General features: G+C 47.9%; 16 protein-coding genes. 7 read left to right on the plus strand and 9 right to left on the minus strand.

The features are described from left to right. Window positions 1–153 precede the first annotated feature (153 nt). Window positions 154–306, plus strand: a complete 153-nt coding sequence (locus AC5JBY_RS20960) for a hypothetical protein (RefSeq protein ID WP_495906608.1) — start codon at window positions 154–156, stop codon at window positions 304–306. Window positions 307–418: 112 nt separating this feature from the next. Here the strand turns inward: AC5JBY_RS20960 and AC5JBY_RS20965 are convergent, their stop codons facing one another. After that, window positions 419–1,642, minus strand: a complete 1,224-nt coding sequence (locus AC5JBY_RS20965; protein WP_495906609.1) for a L,D-transpeptidase family protein — start codon at window positions 1,640–1,642, stop codon at window positions 419–421. A 295-nt stretch (window positions 1,643–1,937) separates the two neighbouring features. After that, window positions 1,938–3,068: a 4-hydroxyphenylpyruvate dioxygenase gene (gene hppD / locus AC5JBY_RS20970; RefSeq protein ID WP_495906610.1), complete on the minus strand. Its 1,131-nt coding sequence runs from the start codon at window positions 3,066–3,068 to the stop codon at window positions 1,938–1,940. A 292-nt stretch (window positions 3,069–3,360) separates the two neighbouring features. Here hppD and AC5JBY_RS20975 point away from each other — a divergent pair, with 292 nt between their 5' ends. The 6 genes from AC5JBY_RS20975 (at window position 3,361) to AC5JBY_RS21000 (ending at window position 11,747) form a co-directional block, all read left to right on the plus strand. Next, on the plus strand, window positions 3,361–4,482 hold the full coding sequence (locus AC5JBY_RS20975; RefSeq protein WP_495906611.1) for a 5-(carboxyamino)imidazole ribonucleotide synthase: 1,122 nt from the start codon (window positions 3,361–3,363) through the stop codon (window positions 4,480–4,482). Between the two features lie 178 nt (window positions 4,483–4,660). Continuing rightward, the gene (locus AC5JBY_RS20980) at window positions 4,661–5,710 is read left to right on the plus strand and encodes an efflux RND transporter periplasmic adaptor subunit (protein WP_495906612.1); all 1,050 of its coding nucleotides are present in this window, start codon (window positions 4,661–4,663) and stop codon (window positions 5,708–5,710) included. 9 nt (window positions 5,711–5,719) lie between these two features. Further along, entirely contained in the window at window positions 5,720–8,839 is a 3,120-nt protein-coding gene (locus AC5JBY_RS20985; RefSeq protein WP_495906613.1) for an efflux RND transporter permease subunit, read from the plus strand. Between the two features lie 12 nt (window positions 8,840–8,851). Further along, complete coding sequence (locus AC5JBY_RS20990; RefSeq protein WP_495906614.1) at window positions 8,852–10,183, plus strand: TolC family protein; 1,332 nt, start codon at window positions 8,852–8,854, stop codon at window positions 10,181–10,183. 100 nt (window positions 10,184–10,283) lie between these two features. Further along, window positions 10,284–10,799, plus strand: coding sequence for a 5-(carboxyamino)imidazole ribonucleotide mutase (gene purE / locus AC5JBY_RS20995; RefSeq protein ID WP_495906615.1), 516 nt, complete (start codon window positions 10,284–10,286; stop codon window positions 10,797–10,799). A 63-nt stretch (window positions 10,800–10,862) separates the two neighbouring features. Continuing rightward, a complete protein-coding gene (locus AC5JBY_RS21000; RefSeq protein WP_495906616.1) occupies window positions 10,863–11,747 on the plus strand; it encodes a DUF6929 family protein in 885 nt (294 codons plus the stop codon). Between the two features lie 91 nt (window positions 11,748–11,838). Here the strand turns inward: AC5JBY_RS21000 and bshC are convergent, their stop codons facing one another. The 7 genes from bshC to rimO all read right to left on the minus strand — a co-directional run bounded on the left by bshC (window position 11,839) and on the right by rimO (window position 21,239). Further along, window positions 11,839–13,434, minus strand: coding sequence for a bacillithiol biosynthesis cysteine-adding enzyme BshC (gene bshC, locus AC5JBY_RS21005; protein ID WP_495906617.1), 1,596 nt, complete (start codon window positions 13,432–13,434; stop codon window positions 11,839–11,841). 91 nt (window positions 13,435–13,525) lie between these two features. Then, window positions 13,526–14,776, minus strand: a complete 1,251-nt coding sequence (locus AC5JBY_RS21010) for an NAD(P)/FAD-dependent oxidoreductase (RefSeq protein WP_495906618.1) — start codon at window positions 14,774–14,776, stop codon at window positions 13,526–13,528. A 122-nt stretch (window positions 14,777–14,898) separates the two neighbouring features. After that, the gene (locus AC5JBY_RS21015; protein ID WP_495906619.1) at window positions 14,899–16,059 is read right to left on the minus strand and encodes an aldose epimerase family protein; all 1,161 of its coding nucleotides are present in this window, start codon (window positions 16,057–16,059) and stop codon (window positions 14,899–14,901) included. Window positions 16,060–16,129: 70 nt separating this feature from the next. Continuing rightward, the gene (locus AC5JBY_RS21020) at window positions 16,130–17,191 is read right to left on the minus strand and encodes a 4-hydroxyproline epimerase (RefSeq protein WP_495906620.1); all 1,062 of its coding nucleotides are present in this window, start codon (window positions 17,189–17,191) and stop codon (window positions 16,130–16,132) included. 20 nt (window positions 17,192–17,211) lie between these two features. After that, the gene (locus tag AC5JBY_RS21025) at window positions 17,212–18,723 is read right to left on the minus strand and encodes an aldehyde dehydrogenase (NADP(+)) (RefSeq protein WP_495906621.1); all 1,512 of its coding nucleotides are present in this window, start codon (window positions 18,721–18,723) and stop codon (window positions 17,212–17,214) included. Window positions 18,724–18,797: 74 nt separating this feature from the next. Next, on the minus strand, window positions 18,798–19,733 hold the full coding sequence (locus AC5JBY_RS21030) for a dihydrodipicolinate synthase family protein (protein ID WP_495906622.1): 936 nt from the start codon (window positions 19,731–19,733) through the stop codon (window positions 18,798–18,800). 198 nt (window positions 19,734–19,931) lie between these two features. Next, a complete protein-coding gene (rimO, locus tag AC5JBY_RS21035) occupies window positions 19,932–21,239 on the minus strand; it encodes a 30S ribosomal protein S12 methylthiotransferase RimO (RefSeq protein WP_495906623.1) in 1,308 nt (435 codons plus the stop codon). Window positions 21,240–21,465: the final 226 nt, after the last annotated feature.

A 21,465-nucleotide genomic window follows, 5' to 3' on the forward strand; every position in this document is an offset into this window, starting at 1 on the left:
TAAAGTTTGCCAGCGCTGCCTTTCAGCGAAAATCAGGCCTAATCTCACGAAATGCCTGCAATTGCCAGCGTTTACCAACATCTTAAAAAAATCGTGCTTATCCTTTCATAATTAACGCTTTCACCCTATTTTTGCGCAAATTCTTTTTGTACCATGGCTAATAAAAGACCCAAAGGCTTATACATGCTGTTATTCCTGCTCTCTACAGCAGCTTTGGCAGCGGCAATTTTTTATCGTTGGGAATACCTGACCCTGATCATTCCTTTTGTGTGCACTTATTTCGTACTGGCACTCGACATTATCTAAGATCTTTCGAACTTATTATAGCAAGCCATCCCGCAAGGATGGCTTTTTTGTTTCCTGCAAAAACAAAAGCCACCCAAAAGGTGGCTCATTATGAATAGGTTGTAGAAGAAAACTAATCATTGGCAGTATTACCGCCGGAAGGTCCCGTTCCATTACCAGTAGTCCCCGTTTCCAAGCGCTCGATGTAGATGGATTGCTTCAGCTTCACCGCCACGTTCTGCTCCAGGCGTATAGCAGGCACCCAGTCGGGCATCTTATCAAAAGCATCCATGAGGTGATAGTTGAGCTCATCATTGCCCCCCTTGATCACTTTGGCATAACCAGGCTTACCATCCTTATCCACGATAAACTCTACCATTACATAAGCCTTCTTCTGATCCTCATCCAGGTATTGGGCCATATCATGGCTCAGTTTATCAATAAAAGCCTGGAACCCGGCATTACCACCGGGAAATACAGGTAGCTTATTCACGACAGCTACAATCTCACCGGTAAACTCCTTCACGGGTCTTGGGTCCCGTTTCTTCTTCACTACCTTGGGTTGCTCGGCAGGCAGTGGAGGAATAACCCCTTCTACTACATAACTACCCTTTTTAGATACCATGATCACCGGCAGTAACTTCGTCCTTTCAAAATAAGTATAAGCATGCTTCAGCTCATCAGCCATGGGTGCATATTCCGGAAAATCCTTCATATACTTGGCCAGGTAATCGCTGCTGCGCTGGTTCTTAAAATGGATGGGAAAAATATGAACAGGAATAAAATCCTGTCCCTGGCTGCGTGCATGAGCCGCCAGGATATAGATCTCTTCAATCTGTTGATCGGTAATAGGAATACAGCCGGTAGTTACACAACTGCCATGAATATAGATATCTCCGCCGGGTTGCAGTGAATCACTGAGTATGCGGTCGGATGCGTTGGGATAATTGAGACCGAGCGACAGGTGATATTGACTCCTGGGGTTGAACTCGTTGATGTAGTAGAACCCTTCCGGCACCTGGAAATCACCCTTCATACGCTTGGGTCCCAAAGTACCAGCCAGCGCACACACCTTATAAGTCTTGAATAATTTGAAAGGTTCGTTCTGCTCATACTTCACCCACACTTCCAGCTGACTATCATATTTGAAGGAACGGAGATACATATACCGGAATGGCCAGGCAAGCCCCTTCTCCATGAATTGCTTCATGAGGGTATCTTCCTTGCGCTTCCAGGCATCATTTGTACGGGGAAAAGTCTTTTGATATTCAACGAAATTGAAACTGGAGGCAGCCGTTTGCGACTGCACATGTCCTCCAGCAAGAAGGCACACTGCTACTATCAGTACATATTTCATCCGGTAGAATCCCACTTATTGATAACGTAATTTAAGACCGGTTATTTCGGAAAAACGGTCAAACCAGGCATTAAAATTAGCACAAATGCCAGTGCAAAAATCAGCCCACATTGTTAACAATGTGAAAAACTAAGTGGAAACACGTGTAGTAAATACGTGAGAACTACCGTAAATGCAGAAGAGATGAGTTCAGCGTCTGGAGTCGTGAGTTCAGAGTAGAAATAGGAGTAATAAGCCGCGAGTTCAGAGCCAAGAGTAATGTATTGACTCCCGACTCTGAACTCTCGACTCTGAACTATAAATTGCCCCTCGATTCCTGTTCACGCTCGATCGCTTCAAACAAGGCTTTGAAATTACCCTTGCCAAAGCTCTTGGCGCCCTTGCGTTGTATGATCTCGAAAAACAGTGTGGGCCTGTCTTCTACGGGTTTGGTGAATATCTGCAACAGGTATCCTTCATCATCACGATCAACAAGAATACCCAATTCTTTCAAAGGCTCTATATCTTCATCGATCTTCCCTACCCGCTCCTGCAATTCATCATAATAAGAAGTAGGTACTTTCAGAAATTCCACACCACGATCGCGCAAAGCCGTTACTGTTTCAACGATGTTGTTGGTAGCAAGAGCTACGTGCTGACAACCTTCCCCATCATAAAAATCAAGGTACTCTTCTACCTGCGATTTCTTTTTGCCTTCAGCAGGCTCATTGATGGGGAACTTCACAAAACCATTTCCATTACTCATTACCTTACTCATGAGCGCAGAATATTCGGTAGAAATATCTTTATCGTCGAAGCTGAGAATATTGCGGAAGCCCATCACTTCTTCATAGAAGCCTACCCATTTATTCATCTGGTTCCAGCCCACATTACCCACACAATGATCTACATATTGCAGTCCTGTAGGAGCAGGATTATAGTCCGATTTCCAGGCACGGAACCCGGGCATAAAAGTGCCTTTGTAGTTTTTACGCTCGATAAACAAGTGCACAGTTTCGCCGTACGTATGGATGCCGCTCATCACCACTTCACCTTCTTTATCGCTCATTTTTATGGGCTCCAGGTAGCTCTCAGCGCCCCTTTTGGTGGTTTCCTGCCAGGCGCTGGTGGCATCATCCACCCGAAGGGCCAGCATTTTCACCCCATCACCATGTTTATAGACATGATCGGCAATGGCGTTATTCGCCCGCAAGGGGGTAGTAAATACAAAAGTCAGTTTCTCCTGGCGCACGGCATAGCTGGCGCGGTCCTTTACACCGGTTTCAGGTCCGGCATAAGCCAGCGACTGAAAGCCGAAGGCTGTTTTATAAAAATGGGCGGCCTGCTTGGCATTACCCACATAAAATTCCACGTAATCGGTCCCTTGAAGGGGTAAAAAATCGGACTTGGTATCAATGGTAGCACTGGTAGCCATTTGAGTAGGCATATCAATTTGGTTTTAAATTCATTAAATAAAATCGGCGGTCAATAGAAGACTACAGAAAGCGGGAAACGGGGGCAGAAACTTACAGCGAACCCATGGCCAGCGCCTCCATCAGCAGGCAGTAACCCATTCGCTTGTCGTTGAATAATTTATGGTCGTAATCGGGACGCATCAATACAAAGATAATTTTTTTTGAAGAACCTGCTAATTGGCCAGGTACAGGAGCCGTTAGCCCTTTCAACTTTTCAATCCGTCAATCTTTCAACCCCTTATCTTTGCGCCTCAACCCACAGGCATGCAAAAAGTTGGTATTCTCGGCGGCGGACAGTTAGGAAGAATGTTATTACAGGCAGCTGCTAATTATCCCGTTGAAACATATGTAATGGAAAATGATCCCGCATGCCCTGCGGCCCATTTGTGTCATCATTTTACCAAAGGCGATATCCAGAACTTCGACGACGTATACAATTTTGGAAAGGGGTTGGATGCCCTCACTATCGAAATCGAGGCCGTTAATGAAGATGCGCTCGAAAAACTGGAACAGGAAGGCGTGAAGATCTATCCCAAGCCCTCAGCCCTGCGCACCATCAAGAACAAGATCCTGCAGAAACAATTCTATAAAGAACAGCAGATACCCACTGCTCCTTTCGTCATTACCCAAAACAAAGCCGACCTGCAGGCACAGGCCGATTTCCTGCCCGCTGTGCACAAAGTAGGCATAGGTGGTTATGACGGACGCGGCGTACAGGTGATCAAAACAAAAGATCAGCTGGACAAAGGCTTTGATGCCCCCTCCGTGCTGGAAAAAATGGTACTCATCCACAAAGAGATTGCCATGATCGTAGCCATCAATGCCAAAGGCGAAACAGCCCTGTATCCTGCCGTCGACATGGTATTTGATCCCTCCCTCAATCTCCTCGATTATCAGATCAGTCCTGCCGACATCCCTGATAAAACATTGTGGAAAGTGGAAGCGATGGCCCTGGCCGTTGTAAAAGGCCTGAAAAGCCCCGGCCTTTTTGCCGTAGAGTTGTTTGTAGATAAACAAGGTGATGTATTTGTCAACGAAACTGCCCCCCGCGTACACAACAGCGGCCACCACACCATAGAAGCCAACTACAGCTCCCAGTTCGATATGCTATGGCGCATCATGCTCGATTATCCCCTGGGCAATCCTGACCATATTATATCCGCGGCAATTGTCAACTTATTGGGCGCCGACGGACACAGCGGAGAGGCCAAATACGACGGCCTGCAGGATGTATTGCAAATGGATAATGTATTTGTCCACATCTATGGGAAAAAACAAACCAAACCTGGCCGCAAGATGGGACACATAACTATCGTCAGTAAGGACAAAACGGACCTGACCTATAAAGCTCATCGCATTAAAAACGTATTAAAAGTCATTGCATAAGGTTGCTACGCATACCACTTATAACCTTTTTAACATTGGAGCATTGTTAAAACACTAACTTAGCCGCGCTATAAAACCCAACCAAAAGCGCCCTAAGCACATGAGACGTAGCATGCCAACTTTTTCCCGTACAAGGATGCGAGATAATACATGGTCATTGAAAGCCAAACAAACGAACATGAAAGGTAGAAGCCGGTTAGCTGTACTATTATTATTCGCATTTGCTATTGCTTGCAAGGAAGAAAAGAAGGAAAACGGACCAGCCGCCGCCGGCCCGCGCAATAATCCCCCGCTGCAGGTGGAAGCCTTCATCGTAAAAACACAAGCCCTTAGTGAAAACCTCGAAGTTCCCGGCACCCTGATGCCATTCGAGCAAACAGAGATCAGACCCGAGATCAGCGGACGTGTTGTGAGGCTGAATATCCCCGAAGGAAGTTTCGTAAAGAAAGGCACTTTATTGGTGAAGTTATTTGACGAGGACTTACAGGCTCAGTTGAAGAAACTGCAGGTGCAATTACAGATCAATGCCAAAACAGCCGAACGGCAAAAAGAACTGTTGACCATTGGTGGTATCAGCCAACAGGAATACGACCTCAGTGAACTGGCGGTGAATAACCTCAAAGCAGATATTGACTTAGTAAAAGTAAGCATCAGCAGAACTGAGATCTACGCCCCCTTCGATGGCCGTATTGGCCTGAAGGCGATCAGCGATGGCGCTTACATATCCCCCACTACCCTTATTACCACCATCAGCCAGGTAGGGCAATTGAAGATGGAGTTTTCTGTACCGGAGAAATACAGCGACCTGATGCGTAAAGGAAGGCCGGTAACATTTACCATTGCAGGCACTACCAAAACCTTCAATGCTGCCGTGTTGGCCACTGAATCATTGATTGAGGCCAACACCCGTACACTGCGTGTGAGAACAGTAGTAAAAGGAAGCGATCCGGCACTGGTACCCGGCGCATTTGCCAAGGTTGGACTAAAGCTCGACGAAAATGACAAGGCACTGATCATACCTACCCAGGCAGTGATGCCACAAGCCCGCAACAAACGGGTGGCTGTTTATTCCAATGGCAAAGTTGAATACAAAGTGGTGGTTACCGGCATCCGCGACTCTTCTTATGTACAGGTTACTGATGGATTAAAACTGGGCGACACCGTCATCACTACGGGCCTGCTGAGCATCCGCCCCGAGAGCAAAATCAAATTATCTAAAGTACAATAAGCGCTTGTCATGAATATTTCTGAGCTGAGTTTACGGCGCCCGGTACTGGCTACCGTGCTGAATATCGTGATCGTGTTGTTTGGGGTCATCGGCTTTACGTTCCTGGGCGTGCGCGATTATCCCGCCATCGACCCACCCAACGTGAGTGTAGGCACCTCCTACCCCGGCGCCAATGCAGAGATCGTAGAATCACAGATCACCGAACCGCTGGAAAAAGCCATCAACGGTATTGCCGGCGTAAAAAATATCACCTCCACCAGTAGTCAGGGAACCAGCCGTATCAACGTAGAGTTTGAACTGAGCATCGACCTCGAAGCGGCCGCCAACGACGTACGTGATAAAGTATCACAAGCCTCCCGTTCACTGCCCGATGACCTTCCTGCTCCTCCGGTTGTATCCAAAGCAGACGCCAGCTCAGATGCCATCATCTCCATGACGGTACAGAGCAATACCCGCAACCAGCTGGAGATGACAGAATACGCCAACAACGTACTGGTAGAAAGACTCCAAACTATTCCTGGCGTAAGCGCCATACAGGTATGGGGCGAAAAACGCTGGGCTATGCGCGTGTGGTTCAATCCTGCCAAGCTCAGCGCGTATGGATTAACACCCGGCGATGTGCAGTCGGCACTTGCCCGTGAGAACGTAGAACTTCCTTCCGGTAAAATATCCGGCAATAGCACCGAACTATCGATCCGCACTTTTGGCCGCCTGTTCACAGAAGATGACTTCAACAATGTGATCATAAAAACGGTCAACGGTAATGAAATACGCCTTAAAGATGTAGCAGAAGCAGTATTGGGACCCGAGAACGAAGAGACCGTTTTGAAAGAAAGCCTGATCCCCATGATCGGCCTGGCGCTGGTGCCACAACCGGGCTCCAACTATGTAGCCATCTCCAACGAGTTCTACAAACGCTTCGAGCAACTGAAGAAAGAAGTTCCTGCTGACGTAAAACTGAATATCGCCCTCGATCAAACAAGGTTCATCAAACAATCTATTTCGGAAGTTGAGGAAACCCTCATCATCGCCCTTATACTGGTGGTGTTGATTATCTATCTATTCTTCCGCGACTGGATCATCTCCGTTCGTCCGTTGATCGATATCCCGGTATCACTGATAGGCGCCTTCTTCATCATGTATCTCAGCGGCTTTACCATCAACGTACTTTCCCTGTTAGGTATCGTACTCGCCACGGGTCTGGTGGTGGATGACGGTATCGTGGTAACGGAAAACATCTTCAAGAAAATGGAGCAGGGTATGAACAAATACCAGGCTGCCAAAGAAGGTTCCAAAGAGATCTACTTCGCAGTAATCGCCACCTCCATTACGCTGGCCGTTATCTTCTTACCCATCATCTTCCTGCAAGGTTTCGTAGGCAGGCTGTTCCGCGAGTTTGGTATCGTGGTAGCCGGTGCGGTATTGATCTCTGCCCTGGTATCGTTGACACTGACACCCGTGCTCAACGTAAAACTTACCCGTAAGGAGCATAAACATGGCTGGTTCTACCGCAAAACAGAACCCTTCTTCGTGTGGATGGAAACAGGCTATTTCAACTCCCTCAAAGGATTTATGCGTGTACGCCATATATCGTGGTTGATGATCATCGGGTGTTTTGCCGTCATCTTCTTCATTGGTGGCAACCTCAAATCGGAATTGGCGCCCATGGAAGACCGTAGCCAGTTCCGCCTGCAGGTAACGGCTCCCGAAGGCACTTCTTATGATTACATGGACAAGTACATGGACCGGCTGGGGCAACTCATGCTGGATTCCATCAAACCTGAAGAACGCCGTATCGTACTCACGATTACAGCACCCGGCTTCAGCGGCGCTGGCTCTGTGAACAGCGGTAACGTTCGGGTAACGCTGGTAGACCCTAAAGACCGTACACGTTCACAGGAAGACATTGTGAACATGGTCAACCGCAACCTTGGTAAATATTCCGAAGGCCGCGCCTTTGCTGTACAAGAGCAAACGATCTCTGTAAACCGCCGTGGTGGACAGCCCGTGCAGTTTGTGATCCAGAACAACAACTTCGACAAGCTGAAAGAAGTATTGCCCAAGTTTCTCGAAGCGGCCAATAAAAGCGGCGTAATGACGAACCTCGACGTCGATCTTAAGTTTAGCAAGCCTGAGCTTAACATCGATATCGACCGCATCAAGGCCAGCCAGCTGGGCGTTAGCATTGCCGATGTATCACAAACCCTTCAGTTGGCATTGAGTAACCTACGACTGGGTTATTTTTACCGCGAAGGCAAACAATACCAGGTAATAGGTCAGGTAGCCCGTAACGACCGTGACGACCCAACCGATCTCAAGAACATTTATGTGCGTAATAACCGCAATGAGATCATTTCACTGGATAACCTCGTAAGCATTCGTGAAGAGACAACTCCGCCTCAATTGTATCACTTCAACCGGTATAAATCGGCGACCATTTCCGGCAGCCCTGCCAATGGCCGAACCCTCGGAGAAGCGATCCAGGCGATGCAGGACATTGCTAAAAATTTATTGGACGATACTTATTCCACATCGCTGTCAGGCGCCTCCAGGGACTTTGCAGAAAGCTCTGGTAACACAGCCTTTGCCTTCATCCTCGCGCTGGTATTGATCTTCCTCGTATTGGCGGCGCAGTTTGAAAGCTTTATCGACCCTGTCATCATCCTCATTACAGTGCCGTTGGCATTAGCCGGTGCCGTATTCTCCCTGTGGTTATTCGATCAAACACTCAATATCTTCTCACAGATCGGTATGATCATGTTGATCGGCCTGGTGACGAAGAACGGTATCCTCATCGTGGAATTTGCCAACCAGAAACAACTGGCAGGCCTATCGAAACGGCAGGCGGTTACCGAAGCGGCACAAGCCCGTTTACGTCCGATCTTAATGACGAGCCTGGCGATGGCGCTGGGCGCTCTCCCCATTGCCCTGTCATTGGGAGCAGCTGCTACGAGTCGTATCCCCCTGGGTATTGTAATTGTAGGAGGCATCATGTTCTCCCTCATTCTTACCCTGTATATCATCCCGGCGATGTATAGTATCCTGTCCTTTAAAAAGAAAAAGAGCGAACTGGAACTGATGGAAGAGGTGGAAAAAATGACTCCACAACCAGAAGTTCACCATGCATAAATGCATTTCATTATGAGAAGTTTCTTTGTATTTGTTATTTCATTCGTCATACTGGTTCCTGCTGCTACTGCACAGGATTACCTTACCCTCGAACAGGCTATCGAAGCTGCATTGAAGAACAACTATGATATTCAGCTTACCCGTAATGATTCATCGTCTTATGCACTCGACAACTCTTATTCATGGGCAGCCTTCCTGCCGCAGCTGAATGGAACAGCAGGTACTACCTGGAACAGGAACAACCAGCGACTAAAGTTTACCAAACGCTCCGGTGGCGGAGATAGTACGGTGACCCGCGATGCGGTAAAAACGCATAATACCCAATATTCACTGGCACTCAACTGGACGCTGTTTGATGGCCTTAAAATGTTTGCGACCCGCAACAGGCTGGAAGAATTGGAAACACTGGGTGAACTGGGTGTAAAAAATCAAGTGACCAACACAGTGGCGGCAGTGATCAATAACTACTTCAACATTGTGCGCCAGAAACAACAACTGAAGGCAGTAGAAGAACAGATATCCATCAATGAAGAACGTGTGAAGCTGGCCGATAAAAAGTTGTCCGTTGGCCTGGGCAGCAAGCCTGAATTGTTGCAAGCGAGGGTTGACCTGAATGCGCAGAAAGCAGCTCAACTACAAGCGTTAACACTCATTGCCCAGCTTCGCGATCAGTTGAATCAGTTGATCGGTTTTCGTCAGGGTGCTTCCTACCAGGTGAGCGACAGCATTCCGCTGAATACTACTTTACAGTTTGGAGAGCTGGCACAGAAATTTGAAGACACCAATCCCGCTCTCCTGTTTGCCAAAAAGAACATCGACATAGCCCGCATCGTTGTGAAAGAGCGCAAGGCAGAGTTGTTTCCTACCTTATCATTGAACTCAGCCTATAACTTTACGCAAAATGACAACAGCGTAGCCGTAAACATCAACCAGCCTTTCTATAACCAGAACAAAGGATTTAACTACGGCTTCAACCTGAATATTCCCATCCTGAATGGGTTCAACACAAAACGACTGATCAAGCAAGCCCAGTTGGATGTACGCTACCAACAGCTGGCCTACGACAACCAGCGTTCGCTGATAGAAGTGGGCCTGGGTAACTCCTTCAAAAACTATGAGCTGCAAAAACGCTTGCTGGACCTGGAACAAAACAACATCGAGTTGGCCAAAGAAAACGTGATGATCGCACTGGAGCGTTTTCGCCAGGGTGTATCTACCTTCCTTGAACTGCGGGAAGCCCAGATCAGCCTGCAGGATGCCTACAACCGCCTTATAGCGGCCCGTTATAATACTAAATTAGCTGAAACAGAACTATTAAGGCTAAAAGGCGACCTGATCCGCTAATGGTACCAGCAACACGTGGATAAATACATGAGAAGGCCATTTTCTTAATGATGGTAACTTATAAATTTTCCCTTTCTTTGCCGTTCAAATCAATCCTTGCATGAATCCGCAGGTAGGAATAATAATGGGTAGCGATAGTGATCTGAACGTGATGCAGGCTGCTGCCGATGTGTTGAAAGAATTAGGAGTAACATACGAACTAACAGTTGTTTCTGCTCACCGCACCCCCCTGCGGATGGTGGAATATGCCACCAAAGCCAAGGAAAGAAACCTTAAAGTGATCATTGCCGGCGCTGGCGGCGCTGCCCATCTGCCCGGCATGGTAGCCTCCCTCACTCCCCTGCCCGTAATCGGTGTCCCTGTAAAATCATCCAATTCCATAGATGGCTGGGATTCCATCTTGTCCATTCTCCAAATGCCCAATGGTATTCCCGTAGCTACCGTAGCCCTCAATGCAGCTAAGAATGCAGGTATCCTGGCCGCCTCTATCATAGGCGCTTTTGATACTGCTGTGGGTGAAAAAGTAGCCGCTTATAAAAAGAACCTCGAAGCCGAAGTATTGAAAAAAGCTGATAAGCTGAAGAAAGAAGGCTGGCAAAACCAGTTCGATCAATAACCTGTAGCCCCTAAATAATAGCGTTGCTACAGATGCTTATGCAGGTAGTATAAAGTACATTATATGAAATTGACGCTGACAGATTTTAAAGAGCTCAGTACCTTCCCTTCCGGTTCTGGCATTGAGTATTATGATGAAAAGGTTTTCCTTATAGGAGATGACGCCAAAGAAGTGCTGGTCATGAACAAGCGCTGGAAAGAGCTCCAACGCATTCCACTGTTTGAGTCTACAGAAGAGCGCATCCCTAAAAAGGTCAAGGCCGACCTGGAAGCCACCACCGTGATCGTAGTCAACAGCATTCCCCGTTTGTTGATCCTGGGATCCGGCTCCCGGGAAGAACACCGCAATAAAGCAATCCTCCTCGACCTCGACGAGTACAGGAAAGAAGAATTTGACATGACTGTTTTCTTTGACCGTATTAAGGCAGGCGGCATCACCGATCTGAATATTGAATCGGCAGCAACCCTCGCAGAAGGCCATGTGATCATGGGCAACCGTGGCAACAAAAAGAACCCCGACAACCACCTGATCATTACCAAAAACAGCTTCTGGAAACACCAGGCAGATGCTGAACTGGATATACTGCCCATCAAGTTTCCCGGCAAAGAAAACAAATTGAAGAACGCAGGCATTTCAGGCCTCACCTACTCCCCCGTTAACGACTGGCTGATCTTTACAGCCTCTACAGAAGATACCAACAATTCAGTAGACGATGGTCCTATTGGTGATAGCTACCTCGGTGTTATCGAGAACGCTTCCCGCAAAATTGGCCGGAAGGATATGAAGGTAAACGAGTTTATCAACCTCCGCGAAGCAGAGAAGTCACTAAAAGGTTACAAAATTGAATCAGCATGCGTTCAATCCGAAAAGAATGGACGGGTGAAGCTACAGCTTGTCGCAGACAATGACGATGGCGTAAGTTGCCTGTTTAAAGTACGATTGAAGTAATAATATGCAGCTTGCAGATAAAATTTAAAGGTGACACCTTCAAAAAGAAAGTGTCACCTTTTATATTTTCAAGAGCTCAAAGCTTATCTTCCTACTTCTGCTGTAATATCACAAACTCCTGCTCCAACGCGAGAGAACTCTTATATACACAATCGATAAAAGCCTTGCCCCACTGAGCATAATAAGGCATGAAGTTCTCGATACGTTCCTGTAAACCACCTGCCGGGAACAAGGCAGCCTTAATAGCATTGATCTGCTGCTGCTCATTCTCATACTTCTTCTTCTCTGCACGCAGCATTTTCTTTTCCAGTTCCTGGATCGGCTTCAGTGTCTTTACTTCCAGCGCTTCAATATGTGGCAATAAAGTTTCGTCGATCTGGCCCGCTTTCTCCCGCAGTTGCTTATATAACTGCTCTGCTGCCTGTAACTCATTTTCCAGTTTCAGGTGACCATTGGAATGACGGGCAACCAGTGCTGTTAAAAGCTGCTGTTCACTTTGAAAGAAATCACCAATACTGAAACCCAGTTTAGCAATCTTATCCTCCCATTTCTCTTCCACGATCAGGAATGAGTTGCGCAACACCAATACAGGATAAGAAACCTTATAATGCTGCAACAGGTCTTTCAACTCCAGCCAGTACGCAGTTTCGCCACCACCACCAATAAAGGCGATATTGGGCAGCAAAGTTTCCTGGTATATACCCCGCAGGATCACATTTGGACTAAAGCGTTCCGGATGTTCCTGTAATTCCTTCTTCAAAGCATCAGCAGTGAAACGGATATTGGTGCCCACCACTACCCACTCCTCGCCTTGCTTCTCGATACGTTCACGGATATTGCCTTCGAGATAAAACAGGTTGATAGCCCGTGGATTCGCTTGTACTTTATAATGTTCGGAAAGTTGTTCAATAGTCTTCTCTACAATACCCGAAGCAGTCTGATTGAAGAGATCGTCTTCAAACACCGGAAGCATGATACGTTTCAGCTCTGCATGATCTGGCTGCACCACGATCAAACCATATTCGCCAAACAACGTATTCAGCAACTTGAAAGTAGCCGTCTGGATATCGGGACTATTGAGGTATGAGTCTTTCAACAGTTGCACCAGTTCCTTGCCATGCGGCTGCACGGACAGCTCACCTTCGATGCGCTGCACGATCGCTTCCAGCCCTTTGGTGTTCATACGGCCTACCGCCCCTGTTTGTTTGGTGTCCCACACCAGCTTGTCGCCACTGAGCCATATATTACCCAGTTCATCCAGGTCGGCGTCTTCACTGCCGATCCAGAACACAGGTACAAACTGATACTGAGGCAGGTCTTTTTTCAGCTGCTCAGTAAGCCGGATGGTGTGTAATATTTTATAAATGAAATACAGGTGACCGGTAAAAATAGCCGGCTGGTGCGCCGTAGTGACCGTGAAGGTATTATCCTGGGCAAGGCGTTCAATGTTCTGCTGCACTGCTTCAGTAGCAGTAACGCCCTCATATTGCTTCTTGAGGGTAGTGGCCAATAAAGAACGGTGAAACGGTGATTGCTTCCTGGTATTGATAGCCTGTTCGATGCCTTGCACCGTTGGTTCGTACTGATAAAACGGACGCAGGGCAGGCGATTGCTGCAGGTAATCGGTGATGATCTTCGAGAAATAACCAGTAGCTATGTAAGGTAATTGTGTAGCGTTACAATTCATAATTGCTTAAACGATCGTAAAAGTACAACTTGCGGGCGGCAAATCCGCCCGCCGGTCATATTTAACAAAGTCTAAGCTAAAAGGTTGTAGGTTACTTAAAGCGCTCAACATCAAAAGCCGATACATCGACGGTAGGCTTTTTGTGCCCTACCAGCTCCTCCACCAATTTACCCGTTGCGGCAGCCAGGGCTACGCCGAGCATAGCGTGGCCACCAGCCATGGTAAGATTAGCATACTTGCTGTGACGGCCGATATAAGGTAATCCATCAGGGCTTAAAGGACGTAATCCGCTCCATATTCTCTGTTCAGTGGGAGCCTCTACCGGCAGATTGGGATAATAAGTTTTAACAGCTTTAAAGATGGCCTGTGCTCTTTTAACAAGCGTAGGACTGTCCAGTCCGCTGATCTCCATGGTGCCACCCATGCGCAGGTCATTGCCCATCGGGGTCATAGCAACGCGGTCATCTACGAGGATGGAAGGATGACGAAGATTGCGGGCTACATTTTGATAAGTCATACTGTAACCTTTGCCTGCCTGCAACAGCAGGTCTACTCCCAGCAGTTTGGCAGTCAATGGCAGCCAGGAACCATTGGCCAGCACCAGTTCTTCACAAGGGAACTTTCCTTTATCGGTAATGACGGCGGTTACCTTTTCACCATTCTTTTCAAAACCAGTTACTGCCGTGTTTAACTGCAACTTCACACCAGCCTGCTCCAAATGTTTTTTAAGTGTAGCCATAAAGTCACCTGGGTGCAAGTGACAATCGCTCGGGTACAATATACCACCCCGCACATTTACCTCCACGTCCGGCTCCATGGCCTGTATTTCCTGTGCAGTAAACACTTTGGTATCAACCTTGAAGTGAGCAGCTTCTTCAGCCAGCTCCAGCTCATGCTTTTCTGTGTCGGCATTCTTGTACAACATCAGGCAACCCACCTCCTGCATACGGAAGCTATTGCCCAGGTGATCGCGCATATCCACCGTCAACTCACGGCTCATTTGAAGAATGTTGTTCAAATGAGGCGCACCATGTTCCACATTGGCGGCATTGGCTTTCTTGTAGAAGGCCAGCAACCAGCGCAAAAGGTCCCAGCTGAAACGGGGCTTGATGTAAAAGGGGCTGGTAGAGCTAAGCATCCATCGCATACCCTGGGCAACGATACCCGGCGTAGCCAATGGAATAAAGTGGCTGGGCGATACATAACCGGCGTTGCCGAAAGAAGCACCATCCGTAATATCACCTTTTTCGATAACAGTAACCTGGTAACCGGCCCGTTGCAGGTAATAAGCACTGCTCAGACCGATAACACCACCGCCTACGATAACAACTTGCTTGCTCATAATACAGAACTCCCTTTGAGGTTGATGAAATAGAAAAGCCGTCCGGACGCCTAATAATTATATTAGCGCTTACCCGGACGGCTTTATTCTTTTTAAATAAGAATGTTACTGCCTTCCGGCTTTTATTTTGTCGAGAACTTATAGATCGTTGTCTGTGTATACGTCTCTCCCGGTTTCAAAATAGTGTTCGGGAAAGAAGGCTGATTCGGAGAATCAGGGAAATGTTGTGTTTCCAGGCAAAGACCAGCATGCTTCACATACTTCTTACCGCCCTTGGTGTTGGTCAGCGTTCCATCGAGGAAGTTGCCGGAATAGAACTGCACACCGGGTTCAGTAGTGAACACTTCCATGTAACGGCCGCTGGCAGGGTGATACAAAGCACCGATCAGCTCCAGGCCTGCACCTTTGTTCAGCACCCAGTTGTGATCGAAACCACCGTCCACTTTAGCCAGGTCATTACCGATCTTTTTGGAAGTGGTAAAATCCATCGGCGTTCCTTTCACATCAGGCAATTGACCAGTAGGGATCAGTTTAGCATTCACTGCAGTATACTTATCAGCCTTCAGCATCAGTTCATGCTCCAACACAGTGGAATCAGCACCAGCGCTCAGGTTCCAATAAGCATGGTTGGTAAGGTTGAGCGGAGTAGCCTTATCAGTAGTAGCCTTGTACTCGATCTTCAACTCATTGTTGCCAGTCAACGTGTATACCACTTCAGTATGCAGGTTGCCGGGATAACCCTCTTCACCATCTGCACTGTGATAAGTAAGCTTCAGGCTGCTGTCGTTGAGCTTTTCACCAGTCCAAACCACTTTATCAAAACCCTTCAAACCACCGTGCAATGTGTTGCCGTTGTTGTTTTGGGCCAGTGTATACGTTTTACCATCGAGGGTGAACTTGCCATTGGCGATACGGTTGCCATAACGGCCGATCAAAGAACCAAAGTAAGGATTGCCCTTTTGCAGGTAACCGCTCAGTGAATCGTAACCCAGTACCACGTCACCACCAGTACCGCTCTTGTCGGGCGTAGTAAGGTGGGTGATCGTGCCACCGTAGTTCAGGATCTTTACACTTACTCCATTTCCATTGGCAAGCGTATACTCAATAACTTCTTTACCATCTGTAGTTCCATAGGGCGCCTGTGTAATACTCATTTTGGAAGCTGTTGTTGTTGAATCGTTTTTAGTGTCGGTAGATGTGCTGGCAGAATCATTGCAACCGATCATAGCAGTAGCCATGCCGATGCTAAACAGAGAACCTGAGATCCATTTCATTGATTTCATATAGCTGGTTTATGTTTGAACGTTTTGCCTATCTTATTACCGAACACTTTCCAACAAGCAGCCATGGGTATTACAACACCTGGAATCCATACGCGTATGGATCGTCATCCGGATCAATGGAAATACTGTTATATCCATAGATCCTGGCCCATCCTTCAATGCTGGGCCTGATGGCAGGCTTACCTGTACCGAAAGCATCCGATATCTCTTCCTCTATCCGGCCGATAAATTTAGAGCCTATAATGCTTTCATGTATAAATTCGTCGCCTTTTTTTAGTTTTCCCTTGGTATACCACTGCGCCATACGGGCTGAAGTACCGGTACCACAAGGCGAACGATCGATAGCTTTATCGCCATAGAACACCGCATTACGCGCTGTAGAGGTCTTATCCAGTACAGAGCCAGTCCACAAAACGTGTGAACAGCCATTGATGGTGGGGTCTTGCGGGTGCACAAACGTATACTTTTCATTGATGCGCTTGCGCATTTCCCGTGCCCAGGCAATGAGCTTATCAGCAGAATAATGTTCCAGTCCTTTGAAATTCTTCTGCACATCGACAATAGCGTAGAAGTTGCCACCATACGATACATCGATCACCAACTCACCAAGGTCCGGACATTCTACCGTTAATTCGGTGGCTGCAAGATACGCAGGAACATTTGTCAATTTAACACTTATTACCTTATTTCCCTGCTGTTTGTATTCGATCATCACCAACCCTGCCGGCGCTTCCATCCGGATGATGCCAGGCGTTTTGGGCACGATCAGGCCTTCTTCCACTGCAATGGTAATGGTACCGATGGTGCCATGACCACACATAGGGAGACAGCCACTTGTTTCAATGAACAGCACGGCTACATCATTCTTTGGATCATGTGGTGGGTACAGAATGCTTCCACTCATCATGTCGTGGCCCCTTGGCTCGAACATCAGGCCTTTACGGATCCAGTCGTACTCCTTTAAAAAGTGCTGGCGCTTCTCGCTCATGTTGGCACCCGTCAAAGCAGGGCCACCACCAGCTACCAACCGTACGGGGTTGCCGCAGGTATGTGCATCCACACAATGGTACACGGAACCGTTCAGCGGCTTGGCCAGGGTTGACGTAGTTTTTGTAATGGGATTATTAGTCATAAAACCTATCAGGTTTATTCTTATATACTCTTCTTGGTTACTTCGTTATTCACCGTTCTCCAGATGCCCAGCGGATTGTCGTTCTTCAGCTCTTCCGGCAGCAGGCTATCGGGCCAGCCCTGGAAGGAAACAGGCCGCGCAAAACGCTTGATACCATCAGCGCCTACCGAAGTAAAGCGGGAATCGGTACTGGCAGGGAACGGACCACCGTGGTGCATGGCAAGACAAACTTCCACGCCAGTGGGCACGCTGTTGAGGATAAACCGGCCGCAAATGTTCTTTACCGCTTCTACCAGCTCATCATGCCCCAGCATATCCTGCTCGGTAGCCATCAACGTAGCTGTCAGCTGACCTTCCAAGTGCTGCGTTACTTTCAGCAATTCTGCCGCGTCTGCGCAACGGATCACGAGCGAGTAAGGACCAAACACTTCCTGATGCAATACCGGGTTGTTGAGGAATGCCTTACCGGAAGCAGAAGCAATAGCAGGCACGCCCTGGTTAGCAGCAGGCGCCGTAGCAGATTCAGCTACAGTAGTTACATCTTGCTGAGTCAAAGCGGCAGCCTTCTTCTCGCCATACGTTTTAGCAATGCCGGGGTGCAGCATAGTACCCGGGGCAATCTGCTTGATCTCATTACCCAAAGCAGTAATGAACTCCTGCAGAGGTGCACCTTCAATACCTATAATAAGGCCGGGATTGGTGCAGAATTGACCTACGCCCAATGTGATAGAACCGGCATACATTTTAGCAATGTCAGCGGCAGATTGTTCCAGCTTGCCTGGCAACAGGAAAACCGGATTGATGCTGCCCATTTCTGAGAATACAGGGATGGGTTCTTTGCGCTGGTTGGCCCAGTCGAACAAAGCCCGGCCACCAGTATAAGAACCAGTGAAACCAACAGCCTTGGTATAAGGGTGGGTCACGAGCGCCTTCCCGATCTCAAAAGAAGTAGCATGAACGTGGGCAAAGATGCCATCGGGCATGCCGGTTTCGGCAGCAGCCTTCAGGATGATCTTAGCTACGATATCAGAGGTTTCCGGATGAGCAGGGTGAGCTTTTACGATCACCGGGCAGCCGGCAGCCAGTGCACAGGCAGTGTCTCCACCCGCAGTAGAATAGGCAAACGGAAAGTTGCTGGCGCCATAAACTACTACAGGCCCCAGGGGAACGAGCATCTTGCGGACGTCGGGCTTGGGCAGCGGGGTACGCTCGGGATTGGCAGTATCGATACGTGCTTCCAGCCACTCACCTCTTTCGCAGGCATCGGCATAGCTGGTAAGCTGGAATACGGTACGTCCTTTTTCATTGCGTACACGTGCTTCGGGCAGGTTGGTCTCCCGCATCACGGTGGGGATCAGTTCGTCAGGGGCATTGTCGAGCCCGGCAGCGATGGCGCGCATAAAAGCGGCGCGCTGCTTCAGTGATAATTTGCGATATGCATGAAAGGCCTTCCAGGCCTTTTCCATAATAGTATTGATCTCGGCTACAGTAGCGTCTTTAAACATATAAAATGGCTTTAATCGGTAAGGCACAAAGGTACTTTACCATACATTGAGAGGTGATACCTTTTTTCAAAGACATCACCTCTCAGTAATATGTAAAAACTTTACAGGTAAGTATTGGCCATGGCCAGGTTCATGTAGTCGGGCAGCGTAGGCCTTGTGCGGATACCTTCGTTGATGACCTCCAGCACGCGCTCACGCTCTTCGCCGATGAGGCGCAGACGGGGAGCCCTTACGTATTCAGAACCAATACCGGCTTGCGTAGCAGCCAGCTTGATGTATTGTACCAGTTTGGGATGAATATCGAGATCGAGCAGCGGCATGAACCAACGGTAGATGGCAGCAGCCTCTTCCAGTTGACCAGCTTTTACCAGGCGGTAGATCGCTACGGTTTCGCGGGGGAAGGCATCCACGAGGCCAGCAACCCAGCCATCAGCGCCCATCACCAGCTCTTCCATCGCCAGTGGGTCTACACCGCACAGGATCTTGTAACGGTTACCGAAACGGTTGAACATGCGGGTTACATTCGATACGTCGCGGGTAGATTCTTTTACCGCGCCGATGTTTTGGCATTCGGCCAGCTCTTCGAACATATCGAGTGTGATCTCGATCTTGTAATCCACCGGGTTGTTGTACAACATGATCGGCAGATCGGTCGAATTAGCTACGGTTTTCAGGAACTCTACAGTTTCGCGGTGGTCGCTCTTGTAACGCATAGGAGGCAACAGCATCAGACCATGGGCGCCCCATTTAGCGGCGTTGGTAGCTTGCTGGATCGCTTCGCGGGTTGAACCCTCAGCAATGTTGATCAGCACAGGAACCTGCCCGGCCGTCTTCTGTATAGCTGTTTTAATGAGTATCTCTTTTTCAGCAGTGGTCAGTACACTGGCTTCGCCCAGTGAACCGCCGAGGATCACTCCATCAACGCCGGCTTCCAGTTGGAAAGCCACGTTCTTTTCAAAGAGAGGAATATCCAATTCATCATCCGCTGTGAACTGAGTCGTTAGTGCAGGAAAAACTCCTTTCCATTCAAAATGCATGGGCTTATAAAATTTTGGTATAACAAAACTACGGCGCTACAGATTGATTTATTTTGCGGTATTTAATCAGTTTTAGTACAATATTCTCCTAACGGTTGTTTTCCCCTTAAAACACTCCTATCCTGTGCTATCCCGGGCAATACACATTAAGAACCAATCAATATCTGTACAGTAGCCTTCCTATACTAAACCCATGAATTATACCACATCACCTTCCAGGTCGTAATCGTATGCTTTTGTGATCTTCACATTGACAAATTCGCCGGGGGTTAACCGTTTGGTGCTGTTAATGATCACTTCATTATCCACTTCAACACTATCAAACTCTGTACGACCTAAATAACGTCCTGATTCTTTTTTATCAATGAGCACTTTGAAAGTCTGACCGATCTTCTCCTGGTTCCTTTCAAAGCTGATCTCCTGCTGCACTTCCATGATCTCCTGAGCGCGGCTTTCTTTCTCTTCCTGGGGAATATTATCTTCTAATGCGTGAGCAGAGGTACTTTCTTCGTGTGAGTAAGTGAAGATGCCAACGCGATCAAAACGATGTTGACGAAGGAAATCTTTGAGGTCTTCCACATCCTGTTGTGTTTCGCCGGGGAAACCAGTAATGAGTGTAGTACGCAAACAAATACCGGGCACTTTCTCCCGGATGGTAACGATGAGCTCGTCCATCTCGGCTTTAGTGATCTGGCGACGCATAGCCTTCAGCATCGGATCGCTGGCATGCTGCAAAGGCATATCGAGGTATTTACAGATGTTATCGCGTTCACGCATCACATCAAGGATCTCCAATGGGAATTTAGAAGGATAAGCATAATGCAACCTTATCCAATGCAAACCTTTTACGTCAGCAAGTTTATGCAGCAACTCGGGCAGCATACGCTTCTTGTAAATGTCGAGGCCATAATAGGTAAGTTCCTGCGCAATAAGCATGATCTCTTTCACACCCATTTTTACCAGCTTCTCAGCTTCCTGCACCAGTTGCTCGATGGGCCTGCTCACGTGCGTTCCACGCATGAGCGGAATAGCGCAAAAAGAACAGGTACGGTTGCAACCTTCAGATATCTTGAGGTAAGCATAATGCTTGGGCGTGGCCAGCAGGCGCTCACCCAATAACTCTGCTTTATAATCAGCTTCAAATTGCTTCAGGATCAGCGGCAGCTCCATAGTGCCGAAATAAGCATCCACTTCCGGGATCTCCTGCTCGAGGTTATTACGGTAACGTTCGCTCAAACAGCCGGTAACATATACTTTGTCCAGCTTACCCTTGCGCTTCAGGTCTACCTGGTCGAGGATGGTATTGATAGACTCTTCTTTGGCTTTATCGATAAAGCCACAGGTATTCACCACCACAATATTGTGGTCAAGGCGGGCATTCTCGTGCACAACATCGATATCATTGGCCCTGAGCTGACCACTCAACACTTCACTATCCACCATATTCTTGCTGCAACCCAGCGTAATGATATTGACCTTATCTTTTTTTAGCGACCTCGTTTTCATAATAATATAAGCCCGCAAAGGTACTGAGGAGTTAGCGGATTTTTGTATTTAAGTTGACGCGGGAGCCCCTGCAGCAGGCTATTTCCGCGATTGACCCGGCATAGACCATCAGCCACTCCTCACATATGTTAAACACTTATTTACAAGCCTTTACAATGGCGGGGAACGGGTATTTTACCGGTCTCCCGCCTGGTTGGGGAACAATTGGCACAATATTTATAACAAG

This window comes from Paraflavitalea sp. (assembly GCF_059502485.1).

What these genes read in the sequence shown, in the direction of transcription:
- AC5JBY_RS21020 (WP_495906620.1), bottom strand. Translation starts at nt 17,191, where the DNA reads ATGACTAATAATCCCATTACAAAAACTACGTCAACCCTGGCCAAGCCG.
- AC5JBY_RS20960 (WP_495906608.1), top strand. Translation starts at nt 154, where the DNA reads ATGGCTAATAAAAGACCCAAAGGCTTATACATGCTGTTATTCCTGCTC.
- AC5JBY_RS20985 (WP_495906613.1), top strand. Translation starts at nt 5,720, where the DNA reads ATGAATATTTCTGAGCTGAGTTTACGGCGCCCGGTACTGGCTACCGTG.
- purE (WP_495906615.1), top strand. Translation starts at nt 10,284, where the DNA reads ATGAATCCGCAGGTAGGAATAATAATGGGTAGCGATAGTGATCTGAAC.
- rimO (WP_495906623.1), bottom strand. Translation starts at nt 21,239, where the DNA reads ATGAAAACGAGGTCGCTAAAAAAAGATAAGGTCAATATCATTACGCTG.
- hppD (WP_495906610.1), bottom strand. Translation starts at nt 3,068, where the DNA reads ATGCCTACTCAAATGGCTACCAGTGCTACCATTGATACCAAGTCCGAT.
- AC5JBY_RS20980 (WP_495906612.1), top strand. Translation starts at nt 4,661, where the DNA reads ATGAAAGGTAGAAGCCGGTTAGCTGTACTATTATTATTCGCATTTGCT.
- AC5JBY_RS21000 (WP_495906616.1), top strand. Translation starts at nt 10,863, where the DNA reads ATGAAATTGACGCTGACAGATTTTAAAGAGCTCAGTACCTTCCCTTCC.
- AC5JBY_RS21030 (WP_495906622.1), bottom strand. Translation starts at nt 19,733, where the DNA reads ATGCATTTTGAATGGAAAGGAGTTTTTCCTGCACTAACGACTCAGTTC.
- bshC (WP_495906617.1), bottom strand. Translation starts at nt 13,434, where the DNA reads ATGAATTGTAACGCTACACAATTACCTTACATAGCTACTGGTTATTTC.
- AC5JBY_RS20975 (WP_495906611.1), top strand. Translation starts at nt 3,361, where the DNA reads ATGCAAAAAGTTGGTATTCTCGGCGGCGGACAGTTAGGAAGAATGTTA.
- AC5JBY_RS20965 (WP_495906609.1), bottom strand. Translation starts at nt 1,642, where the DNA reads ATGAAATATGTACTGATAGTAGCAGTGTGCCTTCTTGCTGGAGGACAT.
- AC5JBY_RS20990 (WP_495906614.1), top strand. Translation starts at nt 8,852, where the DNA reads ATGAGAAGTTTCTTTGTATTTGTTATTTCATTCGTCATACTGGTTCCT.
- AC5JBY_RS21015 (WP_495906619.1), bottom strand. Translation starts at nt 16,059, where the DNA reads ATGAAATCAATGAAATGGATCTCAGGTTCTCTGTTTAGCATCGGCATG.
- AC5JBY_RS21010 (WP_495906618.1), bottom strand. Translation starts at nt 14,776, where the DNA reads ATGAGCAAGCAAGTTGTTATCGTAGGCGGTGGTGTTATCGGTCTGAGC.